At 70.8% G+C, this 22228-nt stretch carries 25 protein-coding genes and 1 pseudogene; 10 read left to right on the top strand and 16 right to left on the bottom strand.

Translation table 11 applies throughout. From position 1 onward, the window contains the following. Positions 1 to 108: 108 nt before the first annotated feature. Together PBV52_RS28085 and PBV52_RS28080 are read right to left on the bottom strand one after the other, a co-directional pair. Positions 109 to 873 carry a nuclease-related domain-containing protein gene (locus tag PBV52_RS28085; protein WP_274241983.1) on the bottom strand — a complete coding sequence of 255 codons (765 nt, stop codon included), beginning with the start codon at positions 871 to 873 and terminating at the stop codon, positions 109 to 111. 564 nt (positions 874 to 1437) lie between these two features. Next, positions 1438 to 2088: a class I SAM-dependent methyltransferase gene (locus PBV52_RS28080; RefSeq protein WP_274241982.1), complete on the bottom strand. Its 651-nt coding sequence runs from the start codon at positions 2086 to 2088 to the stop codon at positions 1438 to 1440. Between the two features lie 26 nt (positions 2089 to 2114). Between PBV52_RS28080 and PBV52_RS28075 the strand changes: the two genes are divergently transcribed. Then, entirely contained in the window at positions 2115 to 2297 is a 183-nt protein-coding gene (locus tag PBV52_RS28075) for a hypothetical protein (protein WP_274241980.1), read from the top strand. Between the two features lie 111 nt (positions 2298 to 2408). Here the strand turns inward: PBV52_RS28075 and PBV52_RS28070 are convergent. The 3 genes and pseudogenes from PBV52_RS28070 to PBV52_RS28060 all read right to left on the bottom strand — a co-directional run. After that, positions 2409 to 2516, bottom strand: a pseudogene (locus PBV52_RS28070) (type 1 glutamine amidotransferase domain-containing protein); the annotation flags it as partial. 17 nt (positions 2517 to 2533) lie between these two features. Continuing rightward, the gene (locus PBV52_RS28065) at positions 2534 to 3208 is read right to left on the bottom strand and encodes a type 1 glutamine amidotransferase domain-containing protein (protein WP_274241977.1); all 675 of its coding nucleotides are present in this window, start codon (positions 3206 to 3208) and stop codon (positions 2534 to 2536) included. A gap of 378 nt (positions 3209 to 3586) precedes the next feature. Next, complete coding sequence (locus tag PBV52_RS28060) at positions 3587 to 4348, bottom strand: SDR family NAD(P)-dependent oxidoreductase (protein WP_274241976.1); 762 nt, start codon at positions 4346 to 4348, stop codon at positions 3587 to 3589. Between the two features lie 126 nt (positions 4349 to 4474). Here PBV52_RS28060 and PBV52_RS28055 point away from each other — a divergent pair, with 126 nt between their 5' ends. Then, the gene (locus PBV52_RS28055) at positions 4475 to 5083 is read left to right on the top strand and encodes a TetR/AcrR family transcriptional regulator (protein ID WP_274241975.1); all 609 of its coding nucleotides are present in this window, start codon (positions 4475 to 4477) and stop codon (positions 5081 to 5083) included. Between the two features lie 409 nt (positions 5084 to 5492). Further along, complete coding sequence (locus PBV52_RS28050; protein WP_062700768.1) at positions 5493 to 5888, top strand: molybdopterin-binding protein; 396 nt, start codon at positions 5493 to 5495, stop codon at positions 5886 to 5888. Positions 5889 to 5913: 25 nt separating this feature from the next. On the opposite strand, the gene PBV52_RS51840 is transcribed toward PBV52_RS28050, so the two are convergent. Beyond that, entirely contained in the window at positions 5914 to 6126 is a 213-nt protein-coding gene (locus tag PBV52_RS51840; RefSeq protein ID WP_373921912.1) for an NAD(P)-dependent oxidoreductase, read from the bottom strand. Between the two features lie 212 nt (positions 6127 to 6338). Here PBV52_RS51840 and modA point away from each other — a divergent pair, with 212 nt between their 5' ends. From modA to PBV52_RS28030, 3 genes are read left to right on the top strand one after another with little or no spacing between them, the layout of a single operon-like run. After that, on the top strand, positions 6339 to 7154 hold the full coding sequence (modA, locus tag PBV52_RS28040) for a molybdate ABC transporter substrate-binding protein (RefSeq protein WP_274241974.1): 816 nt from the start codon (positions 6339 to 6341) through the stop codon (positions 7152 to 7154). Continuing rightward, positions 7151 to 8011, top strand: a complete 861-nt coding sequence (gene modB / locus PBV52_RS28035) for a molybdate ABC transporter permease subunit (RefSeq protein ID WP_274241972.1) — start codon at positions 7151 to 7153, stop codon at positions 8009 to 8011. Before modA ends, modB begins: the two co-directional genes overlap by 4 nt. Further along, positions 8008 to 9108, top strand: a complete 1101-nt coding sequence (locus PBV52_RS28030; RefSeq protein ID WP_274241970.1) for an ABC transporter ATP-binding protein — start codon at positions 8008 to 8010, stop codon at positions 9106 to 9108. Before modB ends, PBV52_RS28030 begins: the two co-directional genes overlap by 4 nt. Position 9109: 1 nt before the next feature. Here PBV52_RS28030 and PBV52_RS28025 read toward each other — a convergent pair whose 3' ends face one another. The 3 genes from PBV52_RS28025 to PBV52_RS28015 all read right to left on the bottom strand — a co-directional run bounded on the left by PBV52_RS28025 (position 9110) and on the right by PBV52_RS28015 (position 11339). Then, on the bottom strand, positions 9110 to 9757 hold the full coding sequence (locus PBV52_RS28025) for a PaaI family thioesterase (protein ID WP_274241969.1): 648 nt from the start codon (positions 9755 to 9757) through the stop codon (positions 9110 to 9112). A gap of 138 nt (positions 9758 to 9895) precedes the next feature. Further along, the gene (locus PBV52_RS28020; RefSeq protein ID WP_274241968.1) at positions 9896 to 10906 is read right to left on the bottom strand and encodes a zinc-binding dehydrogenase; all 1011 of its coding nucleotides are present in this window, start codon (positions 10904 to 10906) and stop codon (positions 9896 to 9898) included. Further along, positions 10899 to 11339, bottom strand: coding sequence for a tautomerase family protein (locus PBV52_RS28015; protein WP_274241966.1), 441 nt, complete (start codon positions 11337 to 11339; stop codon positions 10899 to 10901). The genes PBV52_RS28020 and PBV52_RS28015 overlap by 8 nt, the downstream gene beginning before the upstream one ends. 147 nt (positions 11340 to 11486) lie before the next feature. Between PBV52_RS28015 and PBV52_RS28010 the strand changes: the two genes are divergently transcribed. Continuing rightward, positions 11487 to 12071 carry a TetR/AcrR family transcriptional regulator gene (locus PBV52_RS28010; protein WP_274241964.1) on the top strand — a complete coding sequence of 195 codons (585 nt, stop codon included), beginning with the start codon at positions 11487 to 11489 and terminating at the stop codon, positions 12069 to 12071. Positions 12072 to 12141: 70 nt separating this feature from the next. Here PBV52_RS28010 and PBV52_RS28005 read toward each other — a convergent pair whose 3' ends face one another. Beyond that, positions 12142 to 12618 (bottom strand): tautomerase enzyme, encoded by a 477-nt coding sequence (locus PBV52_RS28005; protein ID WP_274241963.1) that lies wholly within the window; start codon positions 12616 to 12618, stop codon positions 12142 to 12144. 102 nt (positions 12619 to 12720) lie between these two features. Here PBV52_RS28005 and PBV52_RS28000 point away from each other — a divergent pair, with 102 nt between their 5' ends. Further along, the gene (locus PBV52_RS28000) at positions 12721 to 13335 is read left to right on the top strand and encodes a CGNR zinc finger domain-containing protein (protein WP_274241962.1); all 615 of its coding nucleotides are present in this window, start codon (positions 12721 to 12723) and stop codon (positions 13333 to 13335) included. A 69-nt stretch (positions 13336 to 13404) separates the two neighbouring features. Here the strand turns inward: PBV52_RS28000 and PBV52_RS27995 are convergent, their stop codons facing one another. Beyond that, complete coding sequence (locus tag PBV52_RS27995) at positions 13405 to 13986, bottom strand: hypothetical protein (protein ID WP_274241961.1); 582 nt, start codon at positions 13984 to 13986, stop codon at positions 13405 to 13407. A gap of 340 nt (positions 13987 to 14326) precedes the next feature. Here PBV52_RS27995 and PBV52_RS27990 point away from each other — a divergent pair, with 340 nt between their 5' ends. Further along, positions 14327 to 14716 (top strand): hypothetical protein, encoded by a 390-nt coding sequence (locus PBV52_RS27990; protein WP_274241960.1) that lies wholly within the window; start codon positions 14327 to 14329, stop codon positions 14714 to 14716. Positions 14717 to 14828: 112 nt separating this feature from the next. Then, on the top strand, positions 14829 to 16847 hold the full coding sequence (locus tag PBV52_RS27985) for a tetratricopeptide repeat protein (RefSeq protein WP_274241958.1): 2019 nt from the start codon (positions 14829 to 14831) through the stop codon (positions 16845 to 16847). A gap of 51 nt (positions 16848 to 16898) precedes the next feature. On the opposite strand, the gene PBV52_RS27980 is transcribed toward PBV52_RS27985, so the two are convergent. From PBV52_RS27980 to PBV52_RS27960, 5 genes are all read right to left on the bottom strand, one after another. Then, positions 16899 to 18176, bottom strand: a complete 1278-nt coding sequence (locus tag PBV52_RS27980) for an ArgE/DapE family deacylase (protein WP_274241957.1) — start codon at positions 18174 to 18176, stop codon at positions 16899 to 16901. 82 nt (positions 18177 to 18258) lie between these two features. Further along, positions 18259 to 19680, bottom strand: a complete 1422-nt coding sequence (locus PBV52_RS27975) for a HAMP domain-containing sensor histidine kinase (protein ID WP_274241956.1) — start codon at positions 19678 to 19680, stop codon at positions 18259 to 18261. Beyond that, positions 19681 to 20409, bottom strand: coding sequence for a response regulator transcription factor (locus PBV52_RS27970; protein ID WP_274241955.1), 729 nt, complete (start codon positions 20407 to 20409; stop codon positions 19681 to 19683). It abuts the gene before it with no gap. Positions 20410 to 20482: 73 nt separating this feature from the next. Next, the gene (locus tag PBV52_RS27965; protein ID WP_274241953.1) at positions 20483 to 21067 is read right to left on the bottom strand and encodes an FMN reductase; all 585 of its coding nucleotides are present in this window, start codon (positions 21065 to 21067) and stop codon (positions 20483 to 20485) included. Next, positions 21064 to 22158, bottom strand: a complete 1095-nt coding sequence (locus PBV52_RS27960; RefSeq protein WP_274241952.1) for an LLM class flavin-dependent oxidoreductase — start codon at positions 22156 to 22158, stop codon at positions 21064 to 21066. The genes PBV52_RS27965 and PBV52_RS27960 overlap by 4 nt, the downstream gene beginning before the upstream one ends. Positions 22159 to 22228 lie beyond the last annotated feature (70 nt).

The following is a 22228-nucleotide window of genomic DNA, read 5'->3' as shown; positions in this document are numbered from 1 at the left end:
AAGCCTTTCAGGATGCGGGAGAGAAGCTGCGCCTTCAACCAAGAACTAGCGAGTAATGACACAAATCAGCCACATTCCGTGAAAGTTGGCTGCAATACAGCCAACCAATCAGGAACGGGTCCACGTCTGACGGCTACGCGCTGCCTGGTAGACGAGTTCGGCCTTGCCAGATGCCCATTCGGCCTTGAGGTGCTTGAACACTGTGATGTCTTGCTCCCGGAGGACTCGTACGTCCCGAAGTGTCGGCACAACTATCAACTCTGCCACCGCAACGAAGGCAAGCACCGGCTGTACCTCGACAGCAAAGCCGCATGCGCGCGTTAGCGCGGCCGAGGCCCGCCGCGACTCAGCTCTACTCTTCCGCACGTAGGGGTACGACTGACCACCTATGCGTACTGAGTCGTCGCCTACCCAGACGCGCGCCCCGCGGTGGCACTTCGTGTTGAAGCAGAAGGCTCCTCCCGGCCCGATCAAGAGGTGGTCGATGTCGACATCGCTGGCCAGCGGTATGGAATGGAGCACTCGCCACCCCTGCCGCACAAGCCTCTCTAACTCCGCTCCCACGCGCCGTTCCCCAGCAAGTCCAGTGCGCCAGCTGTCCACCTCCAGACTCCGGCCGGACAGCCTGGCTAAAGCCCACCGCCAGAACCCGGGCGTCAGCTCATCCACCTTCATCTGCAGCGCATCTCCCGGGCGGTTCCCTGCCAGGTCATCTTCCGACCGCAGTTCTTTGTGCGCTGCAGGTACGGGCGACGCAACGAGATAGGGAGCAAGCGCGTCAAGTACCGCGTCCCGCTGATCCTCAACTAGAAGCTTCAGATACCCCGTGCGACGGTCGAACCAAGCGACCTTCTCCCCATCAGCCCGATTCACGTATAGCCGGTCATGTCCGTAACGCTTCCACGCGGAGACCTGTAAACCGCTCACAACCACCCCCGTTTTGCCCTGCCATCAGACCAGTGAACATGTGACCAGGGCCAGAATCCGCGGGCAAGACGGCCTCATGTGAGCGCCGACCAAGGTGGCGGCCAAGAGGCACTCCCCGACTCGTGCGGCTAGCGAGGCGAGGGCACATCCAGGGCACATGAGCCTGAGAAACGGCGTTGACCCGTGAGAACTACCAAGGAGAGTTTCCGCAGGTCAACTCACATTTCACCGAGAAACCCCCGGTCAGCACCCCACCCCTCCCATTCGCTGCACGAGTGGCAGGACTTCAGCCATCGGTTGCATGAGGCGGGGCATCAGCCGTACTGCCTTGTGTGGCCCTGAGCTGGGGTTTCGTTGGTTTTCGGGCGGGGTTCCAAGACCCCGCCCTCGTCATGTGCGGAGAGCGGCCGTCAGGCCGCCAGGGCACATGGGTGTCGCCGGGGCACGGATGTGCCCCGGGTACCGGACCTGTCGCCCTCGCCGCAGAGCGTCGATCACGACGGAAGAGGGTCATGGGCGGGGTCTGCGGGCGTGGAGGACGAAGGCCGGGGGTGTGTTGCGCCATATGGTGCGACTGGGGACGACTTCCTCGAAGCGGCTGGTCAGCAGCTCGCGGAACCGGCGAGCGGGGGTGAGGGGAACGGCGTGGAGGTAGGTGAACGCGGTGAACGCACCCGCCGGGGCGAGCACCGCGGCTGCCGCCTCCATGAGCCGGTGTTGGGTGGCGGAGGGAAAGAGTGCCCAGGGCAGGCCGCTGACCACCACGTCGGCGCTCTCGATGCCGCGCTCATCCAGCAGGTGGCGCAGGTGTACGGCGTCGCGCTGGATCACCTCCGCCCCCGGGTGGCGGCCACGCAGGCGCTGGGCGAGGAGCGGATCGATCTCGACGGCCAGGTGGCGGCCGCGCCCGCCGAGCCGGCGCTGGATCTCGGCGGTGAACGGTCCGGTACCGGCACCCAGTTCCACCACAACGGGCTCGCCACGTTCGGGCACCGGGGCACAGACCGCCTCGGCCAGGCGCCGCGAGCTGGGCGCGATGGCCCCCATGCGGGCCGGTGCGCGCACCCACTGCCGCAGGAACAGGGTGTAGTCGTTCGGCTCCTGCGAGGGCTTGCAGAGACGGCAGGGCCGGGCTGTTCGGTGCGCGGTGCTGGTGGTCATGTCGATGCCCTTGTCGGGGAGTGCGGGTGGTCGGTCGTGTCGGCGTGAACGGGCAAGGCAAGGACGCCTGCCGCCGGGAGGTGGCCGAACCGCCGGCCGCCGCGCACCCGCCCGCGGAGGCGATCGACCTGATCTTCGAGGCGATCGCCGAGCACGCCCAGGAGCGCGGCTTCCGCGGATCGCCGTTCATGAACGCGGCCGCCGAGTAGCCGGACGCCGGCCATCCGGTGCGCCGTCTGGTGGCGTCCAGCGCATGCGAAGGCAGCCGGGCGGAGGTCAGCGCGGCCGCGGCCCGCGTGGCGCCGGTCTGGATTCGTGGGTCAGGACAGTTTGTTGAGCATTTCGGCTGCGACGGGTCCGGCGGAGGCGGGGTTCTGACCGGTGACCAGGTTGCGGTCGACGACCACGTTCGGGGCCCACGGCTCGCCTCAGGTCTCCGTACCGGTTACTCGGTCTCGGCCAAGGCAGTGAGGATCAAGTCGCTGACGGCCTTGGTGGACACCGGGTTCTGGCCCGTGATCAGGCGGCCGTCGCGCACGGCGTGCGGCGTCATCGGGACGGTGGAGCGCACATACTTGGCGCCCTTCGCGCGCAGTTCGTCCTCCAGCAGGAACGGCACCCTGCCCTTCACGCCGGCCAGTCTTTCCTCGACCGTCGCGAAGCCTGTGACAGTGCGGTTCCGTACGAGCGGATTCCCGTCGGTGTCACGGAGGTTGATGAGGGCGCAGGCGCCATGGCAGACCGAGGAGACGATGCCGCCCCCGGCGTAGATGGCCTCGGCTGTTCCCCGCAGGTCGGCACTGTCGGGAAAGTCCCACATGGTGCCGTGCCCACCCGTGAAGAAGATCGTGGAGTAGTCGTCCGGATCTGCGTCGGCAATGGAAGCGGTGGACTTCAAGGAGGTCATGAAGGCCGGGTCGGCTCGATAGGTGCGAACCGTCCGGTCGGCGAACAAGCGGCCGAGGCTTCGGGGGTCGAGGGGCACCTCGCCGCCGGTCGGGCTGACCACATCCACGGTGTGGCCGTCCTTGACCGCCTTGTCGTAGAAATGGACGAGTTCACCGAGCCAGAGGCCGGTCGGGTGCTTGCTCGCCCCGTAGGTGGCCTGATTTGTCACCACCGCCAGAATCTTTTTCCGTCTCACTTTTCTCACGCTTCCTTTTCGGCCAACTATGCGACGGTCGGCACTTGTCTGGATCTGAGTGCGGTGGAGTGCGCCCAGACGATGACGATCGGGAGGACGAGCTCCAGAAGGGCGGAGGCGAGGCGAACAGGGGAGCCCAGCCGATGTGGACGCCTGCCAGGAAGCGGTACACGTTGTCCGCGTCCGCCCCGCCCGCCGGAGCTCCCTGCGCCAACTGCTCCATGCCGCCTCCGAGCGCGATGGCAGTTGCCAGCAGCAGGCAGACACGGACGATCGTGTCGGCCGGCGTGAGAGGGGTGCGGGCCGCCATCACGCCTCCTTGGCCTGTCTCGGAGTTGGCTACGGGGATGGCGCTCAGACCTGCTCGGTGGGGCGTACGAGCAGTTCGGCGACGGCCACGTGCCGGGGGCGGGTGACGATGTAGCCGACGGTGTCGGCGATGTCCTGGCTCTGCAGCCGGTCGATGTCGCCCAGGGCGGCGACGATGTGCTGCTGGATGACGTCGGGGTTGTGCGTGCGCAGTTCGGTGTCGACGCTGCCCGGCTCGACGACGGACACGCGGACGTGCTGGCGCGCCAGCTCCTGGCGCAGCGCCTCGCTGAAGGCGCCGACGCCGAACTTTGTGGCGCTGTACACGGCGGACATGGCGTAGGCGTTGCGGCCTGCGAGCGAGCCGATGTTGACGATGTCGGCGACCTGACGCGGCCCCTCGGCGGCTGCCTTGACCAGGTGGGGGACAGCCGCGTGAGCGGTGTACATCAGGCCCATGAGGTTGATGTCGATCATGCGCCGCCAGTCGTTCAGATCCGCGCCGGGGGCGGGCCCGAGCAGCATCAGGCCGGCGTTGTTGACCAGGATGTCCAGGCGGCTCAGGCCGTCGACGGTCCGCTCGACCGCTTCCGCGGCGGCCTCGGCGGTGGTGATGTCGGCGGGCACGACCAGGGCCTTGCCGCCCGCATTCGAGATTTCCGCGGCGAGGTCGGTGAGTCGGTCCTCACGCCGGCCGACCAGGGCCACGGAGGCGCCCTCGCGGGCCAGCTCCAGGGCTGTGGCGTGGCCGATACCGCTGGAGGCCCCGGTGACCAGGGCGACGGTTCCTTCAAGACGACGAGTCATGGTTCAAGCCTTTCGATGAACAGCCACGTTGCTCGGGCCGTACGGGATGGGAGGAGATGGCCCTCTTGGTGTGGGCCGTATGGGGGTGCAGGCCGCTCAGGACTGAGCCGAAGGCACAATGGGGAAGTGAGCATCAGCGGGCAGAAGACCACCGACACCACGCGTCAAGGGACCAAGGAGGACGGCGAGCTGCCTCCCCGCGAACGCCTGGTCCGGGCCGCGTCACGGCTGTTCTATTACGAGGGCGTACGCGCGATCGGCGTGGAGCGGCTGATCGCCGAGGCCGGGGTGACCAAGGCGACCTTCTACCGGCACTTCGCCGCCAAGGACGACCTGGTCGTGGCCTATCTGCTGACCAAGGACGCCTACTACAAGGAAGTGGCCGAACCGCTGGCCGCCGCGCACCCGCCCGCGGAGGCGATCGACCTGATCTTCGAGGCGATCGCCGAGCACGCCCGCGAGCGCGGCTTCCGCGGATCGCCGTTCCTGAACGCGGCCGCCGAGTACCCGGACGCCGACCACCCGGTCCGCGCCCTGGTGACGTCCCACCGGGACTGGATCCGCACCCTCTTCCAGGAACTGCTCACCCGGCTCGGCCACACCGACGCGGAGTCGGCCGCCGGCGCACTGCTGATGCTGTACGACGGCGCGATGGCAGCCGGCTACCTGGACGACTCGACGGCCGCCCACAAGACCCTGCTGGACGCGGTCCGACTGATCCGGTCGGGAGGCTGACCCCATCGGGACCGCGTGCAGCAGCGGCTCTGTGCGGGGCACCGGCCGGGCCGGGGCGCGGATTGGTTTCATGGAACCTTTTTGATCTCTCTCGATGTGCACCGGTGACCTGCGGCAGGAATCCGCCTGGAGGCAGCCCAGCCGGGAAGGCCGGAACAGACCACCCGCCATGAGGCAGGAAGACCGGTCGTTCTACCTCTCGACGATAGCCCTCTTGCCATCCGCGCGCCACCGATCGACCCGCTTGTGGGATCCCTCACCCGACCGCCGTCGGCTCTCGACCGAGGGCACATCCAGGCGGGGCACGGGGCATCAGCCGTACTGCCTGGTGTGGCCGTGAGTGGTCCGCACAAGTGACGTGACCCGGCTCTTGCGGCCCTCTTCCCACCCCTGCCCTATGTTGGCGCCCATGCAGTCATACACAATCGGTCAGGCGGCTCGGCTGCTCGGCGTGAGTCCGGACACCGCGCGGCGGTGGGCGGATGCGGGCCGGGTGGCGACCCATCGTGACGAGGGTGGGAAGCGGCTCATCGACGGGAAGGACCTGGCCGCCTTCTCCGTGGAGCTCGCCAAGGGCGGGAGCGGTGAGGAGGACGCCTCCTACACCTCGGTCCGCAACGCCTTCCCCGGCATCGTCACCGCGATCAAGCTCGGGGACGTGGCGGCGCAGGTGGAGATTCAGGCCGGGCCGCATCGGCTGGTGTCGCTGCTCACGCGGGAGGCCGTGGAGGAGCTGGGGCTGGAGGTCGGTATGGAGGCCACCGCCCGGGTGAAGTCGACGAACGTGCACATCGACCGCGTCTGAGCGGGCCGGGCGGCGGCCTCCGCGGTCACTTGGCGGCCGGCGGGGGCCGGACGTCGCCCGCGCAGCCCGCCAACTGGCCGCTGTACAGGGCGCGGTCCACCGCGTCACGGTCGACGATCTTCGCCTGGGCCGTGTTGATCAGGTTGGCGCCACTCCGCTCGGGGACTGAGGAACACTTCGGCGACGTCTGCCGGGTGACCGCACCCGAAGCCCCTCTCCGTACAAACGCACATGCCATGCTGGTAGATAGATGATCCGGCTCATGCGATGCGACAGGAGACTTTTCCCTCGCACCTGCGGCAGTATCCTCTGCGCATGCACACCACCGGATCGGTGACGCGGGCGCCCTGCTCGGTGTCGGCGCCTACGCCGTGAGGTCCGTTGGAGACCAGCGTGAGTCCGTTGGAGACCAGAGGGAGTCCGTTGAGGACCAGAGGGAGTGGACCCGTGATGACCCGTTCCGTGCGCCGGACCCGTCGGACGCTGCAGGTGACCGGCGTAGGCGCCGCAGCCCTGCTGGCCCTGAGCGCCTGCTCCTCCTCGGACGGCTCCTCGTCTGCCAAGTCCGGCTCCTCCGCCTCGGCCGGGCTGTCCGGCGAGGTGACCGTCTTCGCCGCCGCCTCGCTGAAGGAGAGCTTCACGACGCTGGGCAAGGAGTTCGAGAAGGCCCACCCGGGCACCGAGGTGACCTTCAGCTTCGGCGGCAGCGACGCGCTCGCCGCGAGCATCACCGGCGGCGCCCCGGCGGACGTGTTCGCCTCGGCCAGCCCCAAGACGATGAAGATCGTCACCGACGCCGGGGGCGCCTCCGGCACGCCCGCCACCTTCGTGCGCAACCAGCTGGAGATCGCCACCCTGCCGGGCAACCCCGACAAGGTCGCCTCGCTGAAGGACCTCACCAAGTCCGACCTGAAGGTCGTGCTGTGCGACAAGGCGGTCCCGTGCGGCGCCGCCGCCCAGAAGGCCCTGGACGCGAGCAAGCTGAAGCTCACCCCGGTCTCCTACGAGGAGGACGTCAAGGCCGCCCTGAACAAGGTGGTGCTGAAGGAGGCCGACGCCGCGGTCGTCTACAAGACCGATGTGAAGGCCGCGGGTGACAAGGTGGAGGGCGTGGAATTCCCCGAGTCGGCCGACGCCATCAACGACTACCCGATCACCCTGCTCAAGGACGCGCCGAACGCCGCGGCCGCCGAGGCGTTCATCGCGCTGGTGCAGTCCGCCGAGGGCCAGAAGGTCCTGAACGCGGCCGGGTTCCTCAAGCCGTGACGTCCCCGTCCTCGCTGGACAAGGCCGGCGCCGCGGACACCCTGGCCGCTGGCCCGCGGCGCCGCCGCGTCCGCGTCCGCGGGGGCGCTCCGCTGCCGCTCCTCCTGCCCGCCCTCATCGGCCTGGCGTTCCTGACCCTCCCGCTCGTGGCGCTGCTGATCAGGGCGCCCTGGCGGAGCATGCCGGACCTGCTGACCAGCACGGAGGTGTGGCAGGCGCTCCAGTTGTCGCTGGTCTGCGCGACGGCGGCGACCGCGGTGAGCCTGGTGATCGGGGTGCCGCTGGCCTGGCTGCTGGCCCGGGTCGAGTTCCCCGGGCGGGGGATCGTACGGGCCCTCGTCACCCTGCCCCTGGTGTTGCCGCCGGTGGTCGGGGGTGTGGCGCTGCTGATGGCGCTCGGCCGCAACGGTGTCATCGGAAAGTGGCTGGACGCATGGTTCGGGATCACCCTGCCGTTCACCACCGCCGGGGTCGTGGTGGCGGAGGCGTTCGTCGCCATGCCGTTCCTCGTGATCAGCGTGGAGGGCACCCTGCGGGCCGCCGACCCCCGCTACGAGGAGGCCGCCACCACCCTGGGCGCCTCCCGCTTCACCGCGTTCCGCCGGGTCACGCTGCCGCTCATCGCGCCCGGCATCGCGGCCGGAGCCGTACTGGCCTGGGCCCGTGCGCTCGGCGAGTTCGGCGCGACCATCACCTTCGCCGGCAACTTCCCCGGGCGTACGCAGACCATGCCGCTCGCCGTCTACCTGGCGTTGCAGAGCGACCCGGAGGCCGCTATCGCCCTCAGCCTCGTCCTGCTCGCCGTGTCCGTCGCGGTCCTGGCGGGGCTGCGTGACCGCTGGATGACCGCCTCATGACCGACCTCGAGAAGACCGCTCAGGACACCGCCGGCGCACCCGGCCGGGCCGGTGAGGGACTCGACGCCCGGCTGGTGGTCGAGCGCGGCTCCTTCCGCCTCGACGTGGCGCTGACCGCGGCCCCCGGCGACGTGGTCGCGCTCCTCGGCCCCAACGGCGCCGGCAAGACCACCGCCCTGCGCGCCCTGGCCGGGCTCGTCCCGCTCACCGACGGCCATCTACGGCTGGACGGCGCGGAGTTGGACCGTACGCCGCCGGAGTCCCGCCCGGTCGGCGTCGTCTTCCAGGACTACCTGCTCTTCCCCCACCTGACCGCACTGGACAACGTGGCCTTCGGGCCGCGCTGCCACGGCGCGACCAAGGCGGAGGCCCGCGCCCAGGCCGCCGAGTGGCTGGCGCGCATGGGTCTCGCCGGCCACGCCGGTGCCAAGCCCCGCCGCCTCTCCGGCGGCCAGGCCCAGCGCGTAGCCCTCGCCCGCGCCCTGGCGACCCACCCCCGCCTGCTGCTCCTCGACGAACCCCTCGCCGCCCTCGACGCCCGCACCCGCCTCGACGTACGCGCCCAACTCCGCCACCACCTGGCCGACTTCGAAGCGGTCGCCGTACTCGTCACGCACGATCCCCTGGACGCCATGGTGCTGGCCGACCACCTCGTCGTCATCGAGGACGGCCGCGTCGTCCAGGAGGGCACCCCCGCCGACATCGCCCGCCACCCGCGCACCGACTACATCGCCCACCTGGTCGGCCTCAACCTCTATCGGGGGCGGGCCGAGGGACACACGGTCCGCGTCGACGACACCTCGTCGGTCACGATCACGACCACGGAGGCTCTCACCGGCCCGGCCTTCGTGGCCTTCCCGCCCAGCGCGGTCACCCTCCACCGCGACCGCCCCACCGGCTCCAGTGCCCGCAACCTCTGGCGCTGCGAGGTGGCCGGCCTGGAAACCCACGGTGACCAGATCCGCGCCGCCCTCGCCGGCGAACTCCCCCTGGCCGCCGACCTCACCACGGTCGCCGCCGCCGAACTCGACCTCCGCCCCGGCGCCACGGTCTGGGCGACGGTCAAGGCGGCCCAGACGCACGCGTATCCCGCCTGACTCACCGCTGCGGACGCAGCCCCGGGAACAGGGCGCGAGCGCGGTCGGGGTCGGGGGTGACGAAGACCCCGTCGGCCGTGACGAGGGGTGCGTCCGGGTCCGTCCGGGTGGTGATCGACCCGCTTACGAAGATCTTGCGGTCGCCCGTGCCGGTGACGCGGGCGAGGACCCGCAGGGGTGTCTCCAGCGGGACCGGGCGGTGGTAGCGCATCTGCAGAGAGACGGTCAGACCGGCCATGCCGGCTGCTGCGCAGGCGCGGCCCATGAGTTCGTCCAAGAGCATGGCGCTCATGCCGCCGTGGCCGTAGCCGGGCGGGCCTTCGTGGGCGATGCCGAGGGTGCAGTGGCCCACCAGGCCGTCGGCTTCGGGCGTGATGTGGAGGGGCGGGGCGAGCGGGCTGCCGGGGCCGGTGACGGGGCTGTACATCCGTGCGCCCGCGGGGAACTCGTCCACCTCCGGGATCTCCGCCCTCGCGCGCCGTCGCCCCGTCAGCTGACCGGTGAGGTGACGAACGCCGTCCGCCACCTGGTGGAGGGTGTCGGGGGAGGCGGCGGTGCGGACGGTGGCTTCCACGAGAGCGCGCAGTTCGTGGCCGAGGCCGGTGATGGCGGCCTTCTGGTGTTCCAGTCCCTCGGATGTCTCGGACATCTCGGATGACTTGGATGTCGGTGACGTGGGGTCGGTGGGCGGCTGGTCGGTCCGGGAGGTGTGCATCAGGTTTCTCGGCGGGGTGTAGTGAGGTGCGGTGGGGGTGCAGTGCGGTGGGGCGGGGTCCGGCAGACGCGGTCAAGTGTCGGACCGTACGAACACCGGCTTGAGGTGTTTCTCCGGCAGTGCCGTCGGCAGGTCCTCCCAGTCGATGACATGGGAGACGACCCGTTCGGGGGCGACCTTGCCGGAGGCGGCGAGTTCGAGGGCGTCGGGGATGTGGGCGCGGACGTTGTCGCGGGCGACGCGCAGGGTGACGCCGGTGAGGTACATGTCGAGCAGGGGCAGCTCGCCGGGGCGGAAGTGGTTGCCCGCACTCTCGCAGATGCCCTCCGGGGACAGGCACTTGACGACCAGGGCGAGTTGGTCGACGCGGCCGGTGGCTTCTACGGCGATGTCGAAGCCCTGTGGGATCGGGTCCAGGGATTCGGCGGTGGCGGCTCCGAAGGTGCCGGCCAAGGCGCGGTGTTCGGGGTCGGGGTCGACGTAGAGGACGTCGGAGGCGCCCAGCGCGCGGGCGATGTCGCACACGTACAGGCCGATGCTGCCGCGCGCGACGACCAGGACCCGGGCGCCTGGGCGGGACTTGAGGTGGGGGGCGACCAGGCGCCAGGCCAGGGACCAGTTGTCGCTGGCCGAGGCCATGGCGACCGGGTCCAGGCCGGTGGGCAGCGGGACCAGCATGGCGTCGGCGTAGGGCACGCGGACCAGGTCGGAGAAGAGCCCGCCCCAGGTGCCGCCGATCGGTGCGCCGTACATCGCCATGTAGGGGACGGCGGTGCAGTGCGCGGTCAGGCCGGCCCGGCAGCGGTCGCAGGTGCCGCAGTTGATGGACCACGGGACGACGACCAGGTCGCCGGGGGCTACGGCGGTGACGGCGTCGCCGGTCTCGACGACCTTGGCGACGCACTCGTGGCCGAGGGCGAAGGGCGGGTCGATGAAGCTATGCCCGGCCAGGATGGACGAGTCCACGTCACAGGGCGTGGCCGCCACCGGGGCGACGATCGCCTCCCGGTCCGACTGGAGCTTCGGGTCGGGCGCCTCACGCCACTCGACGGTGCGCCGGGCCACGTAGGTGAGTTCACGCATCGGCCGTGCTCCCCTTGCCCTGCTGAGCCAGGGCCACGAGGTCGGCGTAGCGGATGACGGAGCCGCCCGCGCCCCAGGTGCCGTCGGGCTGTTCGTGCACCAGCACCCACACCCGCAGAGCCTCGTCGGCGGCGAGGCCGGCGGCGGACAGGACGGTCCGCGTCGCCTCCTCGACCAGGCCCGCCTTGCGACGCTCGGACAGGGCGCCCTGCGGGACGGTGACCTCCACCAGGAAGCGCGGCGCGTCGTCCTCGGCGGTGGTCTGGGCGCCGTCCGGCAGTTCGACGAGGTAGCTCCAGGCCTGGGCGCGGAAGAACGCGGTGTCGGGTGCGCCCTCCCAGCGCAGCAGTACGGCGGCGAGGTCACGCTGAACGCTCTGGCGACCCTGGTCGGTCAGGGCACCGGCCGGAGCTGTGAGCCGGATCATCGGCATGGGAGCACCTCTGTCTTTCTCCTTCGTCCCCTACGGCTTCTTCGTCGTCGCATACGGCGACGCCCGTCTATGACAGTCGTTATAGACGGGCGTCACGCTAGACTATGACGGCCGTTATAGCCAGTGGGGTCAGAAGGGACCGCGTACGTGACCAAGCCCAGCCCGACGGTGCGCGAGCGGATCATCGCCGGTGCGGCCGACATGATCAGCCGCCGCGGCCTGAACGCGACGAGCATCCGCGAGACGGCCAAACACGCCAGGGCGCCGCTCGGCTCGACGTACCACTACTTCCCGGACGGCAAGCAGCAGTTGGCCACCGAGGCCGTCCGCCACACGGGCGCGTGGGTCGCCCGGAGCCTGCGCAAGGAACTCGAAGCCGGGCCGGTCGCCGGGTTGCGCGCGTTCCTCGGCCTGTGGCGCAAGATCGTCGTCGACAGCGACTTCCGGGCCGGCTGCCCGGTCCTCGCCGTCTCGATCGAGGAGCCCCCCGCCGACGAGACGCCGACCGCCCTGACGGCCGCCGCCGAGGTCTTCGACGAGTGGGAAAAGCTGCTGGCCACCTCCCTGCGCGAGCACGGCACCGAGCCCGAGCAGGCCGCACAGCTCGCGACGCTCGTCGTCGCGGCGGTCGAGGGGACCGTGGCCATGTGCCGCGCCAAGCGCAGCACCCAGCCTCTCGACCGGACCGCCGAGCAGCTGCAGGCGCTCATCCTCACCGCGATCAAGCACTGACCGGGAGGGCGGTCGGACCGGTCGGAAGGGGCGTCGGACCGATCGGAAGGGGCGTCCGACTCAGCCGCCCTCATCCACCCAGCGCAGCTCGAACCGCCTTGGCCCTCTCCTCCGTGAACACACCACTGTCGAGCAGGGGCAGCACAGACAGCACGCCGCCCGAAGCGCCCCAACTGCCCTCGTCGATCACACGGAAGTTGACCCACCACGTCGGCGACGGCTTCTCCGTCCCGCAGGCCGCCGCCAGCGCGGCCAGCACCCGCTCGATGACCTCGGCCCGGACGTCCGGCTGCCAGGCGGCGTCCATGACCGCCACGTCGATCACCATCACGTCGAGCTCGCTCCCGGCATCCACCAACAGCCGTCCGCCGACGGCCATCATGTCGCGCTCGCGCTCGACGAAGTGCACCTGGAATCCGACCCGGGCGGCCGGCGCGAACTGGCCTACCTCGGGCACCAGTACAGCGTCCGTGAGCGTCTCGGCCAGCTCGCGGCGCCGCTCGAGGCTCAGGCGCCCCTTGGGCGCGTTCACGGTGATGATCGTCATGGCGACCCCTTATGACAGTCGTTATAGAGAACAGCAGGACGGCAGACTACACCCGCTCTATAACGACCGTCATACAACTCGGTGGGCCGTATCGTGAGAGCCGTGAAGGACACCGCGACCAAGGAGACAGCGACCGTCGAGCCCCCGCTGCCGCCCGCGCCGGGTGCGGAGCAGTACCCGTCACTCGCTCTCGTCAACAGCGTCATCGCGGTGCCGGGTGGGCAGTTCGTCGACCTCATCGGCACCCCGGCCGCGGCGAACCGGTGGCTCGCCGAGCGCGGCCTGGCTCCGGTCGACGCCGGCATGCGAGACATGTGTGCCGCACAGCTGCGCTCCCTGCGGGAACAGATCCGGGCGCTGTTCGCCTCGCGGGTCGAGGCGCTGCCCGCGCTCCCCGCCGCCCTGGCCGCCGTGAACGACGCGCTGACCAGGGTTCCCACGGCCCCGCTCCTGCAGTGGGACGAGAAGAACGGCCCCTACCGCGCGGCCCCGCACCCCACCACCGAGATCGTCGACCACGCCCTGGCGACCCTCGCCGCCGACGCCGCCGACCTGCTCACATCCCCCGACGCCGAACGCCTCACGGCCTGCGGCTCCCCGCCCTGCAACCGCTACCTGCTCCGGCACGGCCGCCGCCACTGGTGCAGCACCCGCTGCGGCGACCGCGCCCGCGCGGCCCGTGCCTACGCCCGACGCACGCAGCCCCCGACAGACTGACTGCTGGCAACTGCCGGGGACGCACCACCCGGGCGTCGGCGGGAAGAAGCAAGAGCCGCTGTTGCCCGCCTAGAACCGCCCCTGGCGCTCACAGTCCGCGGTGATGGTGTCGCCGGCTTCGCCGACCACCTGGTCGTTGCCGCCGCTGTCGCAGGTCACCGCGTCGTTGCCGCGCACGTCGTCGCGCAGGTTGATCGAGTCGTTGCCGGCGCCGGTCCGCACGAAGTCGCCGCCGGACCCGGCGTCGACGGAGGTGTTGACGGGGGCCGTGGAGAAGAAGCTGTCGCCGAAGTTGCCCATCGAGACATTGAGGCGTGTGACGCCGCCCATTCCGGTGGCGGGGCCGCAGTCGACGGCGGTGCCGTCGGTGCCGGACATCGGCATGCAGCCCTGGCCCGCGGCGATGCCTGCGTCATCCTCGACGATCAGGTGCCCGTTGCGGGGGTCGATGCCGACTCTCATGCCGTTCACCACGTTGTCGCGGGCCTGGACGTGGACGGTGGCGCCGGACCGGGTCGCCGCCGAGCCGGGCGACTCCTGCGCGACGGCGGGGGCGGCGAGGACGGTGAGGGCGGTGACGGTGGTGAGGGTGGTGAGGACGGCGACCGACGTCACGGACCCGCCCGCGAGCAGAACCTTCGTGATCTTCATGCTGCACTTCTCTCCTTGTCCGAGAGAGGGCACCGGGGGCGGCGCCGCTCGGCGCCATCCAAACAGTCCGTAATCGATCACGCACAGTAAGCCACGCGCGCGAGTCTCGCTCATGGGTTCGCGCACCCCCGAGTCATGCCCCGTCGATCAGCGCGAGGCCCATGGCGCAGGAACCTTCCAGGGCGAGGCCGAACCAGACGGCCTTGCCGTGCGGCACGGCGGGGCCGTGGCCCCACTGCATAGCCTCAACCCCCACCGCCCTGCACGCCCTGACCACCGTCCTGAAGGCAGATTGAGGGAAGCGTCAGCTTGATCTTGCGAGCAGGGCCACGATGTCCTCATGGCTGGCTGGCAGAGGGCTCTTTGGTGGACGTTGACCGTGGTGGGCGCCGTCGCGGCGGTCGTGCTGCTGGTGTGGGTGTCGACGGCGGATCTGGAACAGTCGAGCCAGGCCGCGGGGGTGATCGGCTCGGTGGCCGGGATCGCGGCGTTGGGGGTCGGGCTGTGGCAGTTAAGGCTCGCGGCGGCAAGCTCACCTTCCGCTGTGGAGCCGGTGCAGGCTGAGGCGGGCTCGAACGCGGCACGCGGCAGCATTCGCAACGCCCGGGCGCAAGACACAGCGCCGGGCGCGGGCACATCGCCGAACGGCGGCCCCGGGATCCGAGCAACTGGCGGATCGAACGCGGCTGGTGGAGACATCGACGGGTCGACGGCGCGGCACGGTCAGTGATTCAGCGATGAGGAAACCCAGGAGTCAACCCGGCACAGACGTGCCGAGCGAACCGACCATGGCGCCCGCGGTGTCGGCTTCTTCGGGCTCCAATGCCGCAGGGCGCGATGTCGTGAACTCGGTGGCGGTGCATGCCGAGCAGGCGCTGCCCGCGGAGGCTTACGGTCCGATCCCTGACGATGCCGTGGCCGGCGGGGTGTCGAACATCCCCCTGACAGAGCTGTTCGTCGGCCGGGACGCCGCGCTTGATCAGCTGGACGCGGCGCTCGCCGCTCCGGGCGGGGTGGTGTTGCGGGCGGTGAGCGGCCTGGGCGGGGTGGGCAAGTCCACACTGGCCGCCCGCTGGGCCGCACACCGGGCCACGGCTCGGTTGCGGTGGTGGATCACCGCCGACAGCCCTGCCGCCGTGGACGCCGGTCTCGCTGAACTGGCGTGCGCGCTGCAGCCGGGGCTGGCCGGGTTGCCGGTGGAGTTGCAGAAGGAGCGGGCGTTGGCGTGGCTGGCCGGTCACGGGGACTGGTTACTGGTGCTGGACAACGTCGACCACCCCGACCACATCGGCCCGCTGCTGGACCGGGTCCCCGATCGGGGCCGTGTCCTGGTCACCACGCGCCGGGCGACGGGCTGGCACCGGTTGACGACCACGCTTCGCCTGGGCGTGTTCGACCCGGAGGAGTCGGTCGAGCTGTTCACCCGCATCCTCACTCACGACGGGCCGCGGGAGACCGACGGCGCGCGTGCCGTGTGCGACGAGCTAGGGCACTTGGCGCTCGCCGTGGAGCAGGCCGCCGCGTTCTGCCACGAGAGCGGCACCACGCCCCGCGCCTATCTGGACATGCTGCGCCAGTGGCCGACCGAGACGTACGCGCTCGGCCCTGCGGGTACCGACGCCGGGCGAACGGTGGCACGGATCTGGCGCATCACCCTGGACCGCCTCGCGGACCTGCCCCTCGCCGGAGAACTGCTGCGGATCCTGGCCTGGTACGCCCCCGACCACATCCCGCGCACCTTGCTCGACGGCCTCGCCCCACCGCCCGTGCTCGCGGCGGCCGTCGGGCGGCTGGCGGCGTACAGCATGATCACGGAGAACGCCGACGGCACCCTCTCGGTCCACCGGCTCGTGCAGGCGCTCGCCCGGACTCCCCAAGATGACGACCCCCACCGCCAGGACAACGACATCGCCCACGGCCGCCAGGAGGCCACGCGCCGACTGAGAAGCGTGTTCCCCACCGATGTTGATTCGCCCGAGCACTGGCCCCAGTGCCAGGCGCTGCTGCCGCACGTCGATGCCCTGGCCAAGCACAGCACGCCCGAGCAGGACACGCTCAACATGTCGCATGTGCTGGACAGAGCCGCCGCGTTCCGAGAGGACCATGGCGCAATAGAGTTCGCCATCACGTACTTTCTCCGGGCTCATGTCATCGACCGGCGTGTGCTCGGTGAAGACCACCCCAACACGCTGGCCTCCCGCAACAACCTGGCGTACGCGTACGAGTCGGCGGGGAACCTGACGCAAGCCATCCCGCTGTACGAGCAGAACCTCGCCCACAGCGAACGCGTCCTCGGGCACGAACACCCCGACACGCTGCGCGCCCGGAACAATCTGGCGGGCACGTACGAGTCAGCGGGGAACCTGACGCAAGCCATCCCGCTGTACGAGCAGAACCTCGCCGACCGGCTCCGGCTGCTCGGTGAGGACCACCCCAACACACTGACCTCCCGCAACAACCTGGCGTACGCGTACGAGTCGGCGGGGGACCTGACGCAAGCCATCCCGCTGTACGAGCAGAACCTCGCCGACCTGATCCGGGTCCTTGGTGAGGACCACCCCACCACACTGACCTCCCGGCACAACCTGGCGGGCGCGTATTGCTCGGCGGGGAACCTGACGCGAGGCATCCTGCTGTTGGAGCAGAACCTCGCCGACCGGCTCCGGGTGCTCGGTGAGGACCACCCCGACACGCTGGCCTCCCGCAACAACCTCGCGAGCGCGTATTGCTTGGCGGGGAACCTGACGCGGGGCATCCTGCTGTACGAGCAGAACCTCGCCGACAGCGCACGCGTTCTCGGGTACGACCACCCCGTGACGGAAAGGGCGCGTGCGAATCTGAGCGTCGCGCGCGGCACGTAATGGCTGGCTGGCTGGCAATAGGCTCCACGTGCACTCCGGACGCAGGGGCGCTTACTTCGTCCCCACCGTCCGCAACACACTCACCGCCAACACCCGCGCCACCCCCACCACTTCGCCCACCGACACCCGCTCCCCCGCACTGTGCGCCACCCGAATGTCCCCCGGCCCGAACTGCAACGTCGGAATCCCCGCCCCGGTGTACAACCGCAGATCACTCCCGTACGGCGCCCCCTGCTCCGGCAACCGCCCCGCACCCCCGCCGCCGCCCGTCACATCCCCGTACGCACCCCGCATCACCCCGGGCAGGGGATGCCCCTCCGGCAACCGCCCACTCGCAAACTGCCCGCCCGGCCAGCTCACGATCGCCGGATGCTCACGCAGCCACGGATCACCGGCGCAAGCCTCCGCCACGCAGCGCTCGAAGGCCGCCCGCGCCTCCGCGGGATCCTCCCCCAGCCGCACCCCCAACCGCCCCTCCGCGACCAGGAGATCGGGCACGCTGCTCGCCCAGTCCCCGGCGCGCACGGTGCCTACAGACAGGGCGTAGGGGATCGGGTGCTCGGCCATCAACGAGTGCGGGTCCCGGTTCCGCTCGGCCTCCAGCCGCCCCAGCGCCCGGTGCAGCGGCACATACGCGTCGATCGCGCTCACCCCCTGGTCCCGTGCGCTGCCGTGGGCCGCCTTGCCGGGCACGGTGATCCGGAAGGTCAACGCCCCGGCGTTCGCGGTGACCAGCGCCCCGCCCGTCGGCTCGGTGATGACGCAGACGTCGCCCCGGTGGCCGCGCCGCAGCGTGCCGAAGGCGCCCAGCCCTCCGTCCTCCTCCCCCACGACGAAGTGCACCCCCACCCGCCCCCGCAGCCGCACCCCGGCGGCCCGTATCGCCGCGAGCGCGGCGAGGTGGGCCACCAGGCCGGCCTTCATGTCGCAGGCACCGCGGCCGTGGACCACATCCCCGACCACCCTCGGCACGAACGGATCGCCGGCCCAGGCGTCCAGATCCCCGGGCGGGACGACATCGACATGCCCCTGCAGGACAAAGGTGGGTCCGTCCCCGCCGTCCTCCGTCACCCCGACCAGGCCCCAGGCCTCCTCCCGCTCCGCCTCCGTCCCCGGGAAGCCGGGATGCGCGCGCAACGCGTCCAGGTCCATGGACCACAGGTCGACATCCAGCCCGAGCCGCTCCAGCCGCCCCGCCAGCAGATGCTGGAGCTCCGACTCGGCAGCGCTCCCGGTGACGCTGGGCACGGCGATCAGTTCCAGCAGCGTCCGTCCGATCGCGGCCTCGTCGATCTTCGCCAGGACGGCCGCCTCCACGTCGTTCAGCACGATGACGCTCCCTCCCCAGTCGTCCCCAGTCGCCCCCGGTCGCCCCCAGGGCCACACGACAGGGGGCCCGGCGGGAAGCCTCTCAGCCGGACCCGCCCACCGTGAACCCGATCACCGTCCCGCCCCCCTCCCGCCGGAAGGCGAACGGCGCTCCTCCATGCGACAGCGCCACCTCCCGCACGATCGACAGCCCGAGCCCGGAGCCGGGCAGCGACCGCGCGTCGGCGGCGCGGTAGAAGCGGTCGAAGACCCGGATCAGGTCGTCCTCGGCGATGCCCGGCCCCCGGTCGAGGACCTCGACACGCACCGTCCCGGGACGGGCGGGCCCGGCGACGTTGATCTCGATCGGTGCCGTGCCCTCGCGGTCGAACTTCGCCGCGTTCTCGACGAGGTTGGTCACCGCGCGCTGGAGCATCCCCGGCCGCCCGTCCGTCGACGTGTCGCCGCTCGCACGGACCGTGATCCGCCGTCCCGTGCGCCGCCGGGCGAGCCCCGCGACCTCGTCGGCGATGTCGGCGAGGTCCACCCGCTGGACCGGCTCCGTGTCGGACTGCCCGGCTGCCAGGTCGACCAACTCGTTGACCAGGTCGGTCAGTTCGCGCGCCTCCTGGCCGAGGTCGGCCACCAGCTCGTCGCGGGTGGCGGGCGGCAGCTCGTCGATGCGGCGCAGCAGGGAGATGTTCGTACGGAGCGACGTGAGCGGCGTACGCAGTTCGTGGCCCGCGTCCTGCACCAGCCGCCGCTGGTCCTCCTCCGACTGGGCCAGCCGGCCCAGCATGCGGTCGAAGGCGCGGCCCAGGCGGCCGACCTCGTCGTATCCGGTGACCGGCACCTGGATGCCGAGCCGCCGGGTGCGGGCGACGTCCTCGGCGGCGGCGGTGAGGACGACCAGGCGGCGCGTGATGCGCCGAGCCAGCCACCAGCCGAAGAGTCCCGCGAGCGTGACCACCGCCGCCATCAGCAGCAGCGTCCGCTGCTGCAGCGCCCGCAGCAGGTCCTCCGTGTCGCTGAACTCCTGGGCGATCTGCACCGCGCCCCGCCCGCCGCCGAGCGCGACGGTCGCGACGCGGTAGACGTCGCTGCCGACGCCGACGTCCTTGTACTGGACCATCCGCCCGGCCGTCCCGTCGGCCGCGATCCGCCGGTCGGCGGCCGTGACCGGCAGCCCCGGCCGCCCCGGGTCGACGACGGCACCGTCCGAGCCGAGCACCTGCACATCCGTACGGGCGGGCCGTACGAGATCGTGCCCCGGCGCGGAGGACGAGAAGTCCTCGGGCGTCATCGGCCGCTGGCGCACCTCGCCCCGCAGATCCTGCACGACCTCGTCGAAGACCGACTCCTGGTCCACCCGCACCAGCCGGGCGGCGGCACCGTAGGACAGCAGCCCGACCAGGACGGTGACCACGGCGGTCACGGCCGCGAAGGACACCGCGAAGGTGGTGCCGAGTCCCGATCTGCGCCGCCCCGTCAGCAGCCGCCCGAGCCGACGGCGGGCCGCGCCCACTCAGTCCTCCCGCAGCACGTAACCCACGCCGCGCACCGTGTGGATCAGCTGCGGCACGCCCGGCTCGTCGAGCTTGCGGCGCAGGTAGCCGACGTAGACGGCGAGGTTCTTGGAGCCGGGGCCGAAGTCGTAGCCCCAGATGCGGTCGTAGATGGTGGAGTGGTCGAGGACGATGCCGGCGTTGCGCACCAGCAGCTCCAGCAGCTCGAACTCGGTCCGCGTCAGCTCCAGCTCCCGCGCGCCCCGCCACGCCCGCCGCGCCTGCGGGTCCATGCGCAGGCCGGCCGCCTCGATCAGCCGGCCGGACGTCGCGGGAGCATCGGGGGCCTGCTTCGGTACGTCGACGGGGGCGTTGTTCGCCTCACTGGTGCGGCGCAGCAGGGCGCGCAGCCGGGCGAAGACCTCCTCGACGTCGAAGGGCTTCACGACGTAGTCGTCGGCGCCCGCGTCCAGGCCGGCGATGCGGTCCTGGGTCTCCACGAGCGCCGTCAGCATCAGGATCGGGGTGCGGTCGCCCTCGGCGCGCAGCACGCGGCACACCTGGAGGCCGTCGATGCCGGGCATCATCACGTCCAGTACGAGCACGTCCGGCGGCGTGCGGTGGGCCTGCGCCAGCGCCTCGACCCCGTCGGCGACCGCGGTGACCTGATAGCCCTCCAGGGTCAGCGCCCGCTCCAGGGCGTTGCGGATGGCGCGGTCGTCTTCGGCGAGCAGCACAGTCTGGGGCACGGGTTCATACTGCCAAGCCCTCGCGGTCGTACGACGTGATGAGCGGCTCACCGGGTGCCTTCTTACTGGCCTCTCACCCGGCCGGTCGCAGTGCCGCCAGCTGCTCCTCGAACGGCACCACCCCAGGCTCCGCGCCCTTCTTCGCAGGTCGTCCGGCCATCAGCCCGACCAGCTCCCCAGCAGCCCGCTCGACCCGCCCATCCAGCCCCGCGGCGCCCCAGTCCTCCGAGGCCGCATAGACCCCGGTCGGCACGACCACGGCCCGCAGATACGCGAAGAGCGGCCGCAGCGCGTGCTCCAGCACCAGCGAGTGCCGGGCCGTACCGCCGGTCGCGGCGATCAGCACCGGCATGCCCGCCAGCGCGTCCTTGTCGATCACGTCGAAGAACGACTTGAACAGGCCGCTGTACGACGCCGAGAAGACGGGAGTGACGACGATCAGGCCGTCGGCCGAGGTCACCGCATCGAGGGCGGCGGCCAGCTTCCGGCCCGGAAAGCCGTTGGTGAAGTTGTGCGCGATCTCCACGGCGAGGTCGCGCAGCTCGACGACCTCGACGTCCACGTCGACCTGCCTGCCGACCGCCGCCGCCAGCCGGTCACCCAGCAACCGCGTGGACGACGGGACGCTCAGCCCCGCCGACACGACGACGAGCTTCATGCGACAGTCACCTCTTCCGACCCCTTCTTGGCCAGCAGGGAAGCGTGCGTGGGCGCATCCGGCACCTCGGCCGGCCGCCCGGACGCGAACTCCTTGCGCAGCACCGGTACGACCTCCTCGCCGAGCATGTCGATCTGCTCCAGGACGGTCTTCAGCGGCAGCCCGGCGTGGTCGACGAGGAACAGCTGGCGCTGGTAGTCGCCCGCGTACTCGCGGAAGGCCAGGGTCTTCTCGATGACCTGCTCCGGCGTGCCGACGGTCAGCGGCGTCTGGGCGGTGAAGTCCTCCAGCGACGGCCCGTGCCCGTACACCGGCGCGACGTCGAAGTACGGCCGGAACTCGCGCACCGCGTCCTGGGAGTTGCGGCGCATGAAGACGTGCCCGCCCAGCCCCACGATCGCCTGCTCGGGCGTGCCGTGCCCGTAGTGGGCGTAGCGCGTGCGGTACAGCTCGACCATCTGCTTGGTGTGGTCGGCCGGCCAGAAGATGTTGTTGTGGAAGAAACCGTCGCCGTAATACGCAGCCTGCTCGGCGATCTCCGGGGAGCGGATCGAGCCGTGCCAGACGAACGGCGGTACGCCGTCCAGCGGCCGCGGCGTGGAGGTGAAGCCCTGGAGGGGCGTACGGAACTTGCCCTCCCAGTTCACGACGTCCTCGCGCCACAGCCGGTGCAGCAGGGCGTAGTTCTCGATGGCGAGGTTGATGCCCTGCCGGATGTCCTGGCCGAACCAGGGGTAGACCGGGCCGGTGTTGCCGCGGCCCATCATCAGGTCCACCCGGCCGTCGGCCAGGTGCTGGAGCATCGCGAAGTCCTCGGCGATCTTCACCGGGTCGTTGGTGGTGATGAGGGTGGTGGCGGTGGAGAGGATCAGCCGCTCGGTGCGCGCGGCGACGTAGCCGAGCATGGTCGTCGGCGACGACGGCACGAACGGCGGGTTGTGGTGCTCCCCGGTCGCGAAGACGTCGAGCCCGACCTCCTCGGCCTTCAGCGCGATGGCGACCATGGCCTTGATGCGGTCGCGCTCGGTCGGTGTACGTCCGGTGGTGGGGTCCGGCGTGACGTCGCCGACGCTGAAGATCCCGAACTGCATGGTCGCTCACCCTCCAGGTACTGACCGTTCAACGTTCAACTATAGCTGGAGAACGGGGACCTGCCGGGGA

It is taken from the genome of Streptomyces sp. T12 (genome assembly GCF_028736035.1).
Taxonomy (GTDB): Bacteria; Actinomycetota; Actinomycetes; order Streptomycetales; family Streptomycetaceae; genus Streptomyces.
Note: the sequence above shows the minus strand (reverse complement) of the source record. Positions and strands in the feature narration are given on the sequence as shown.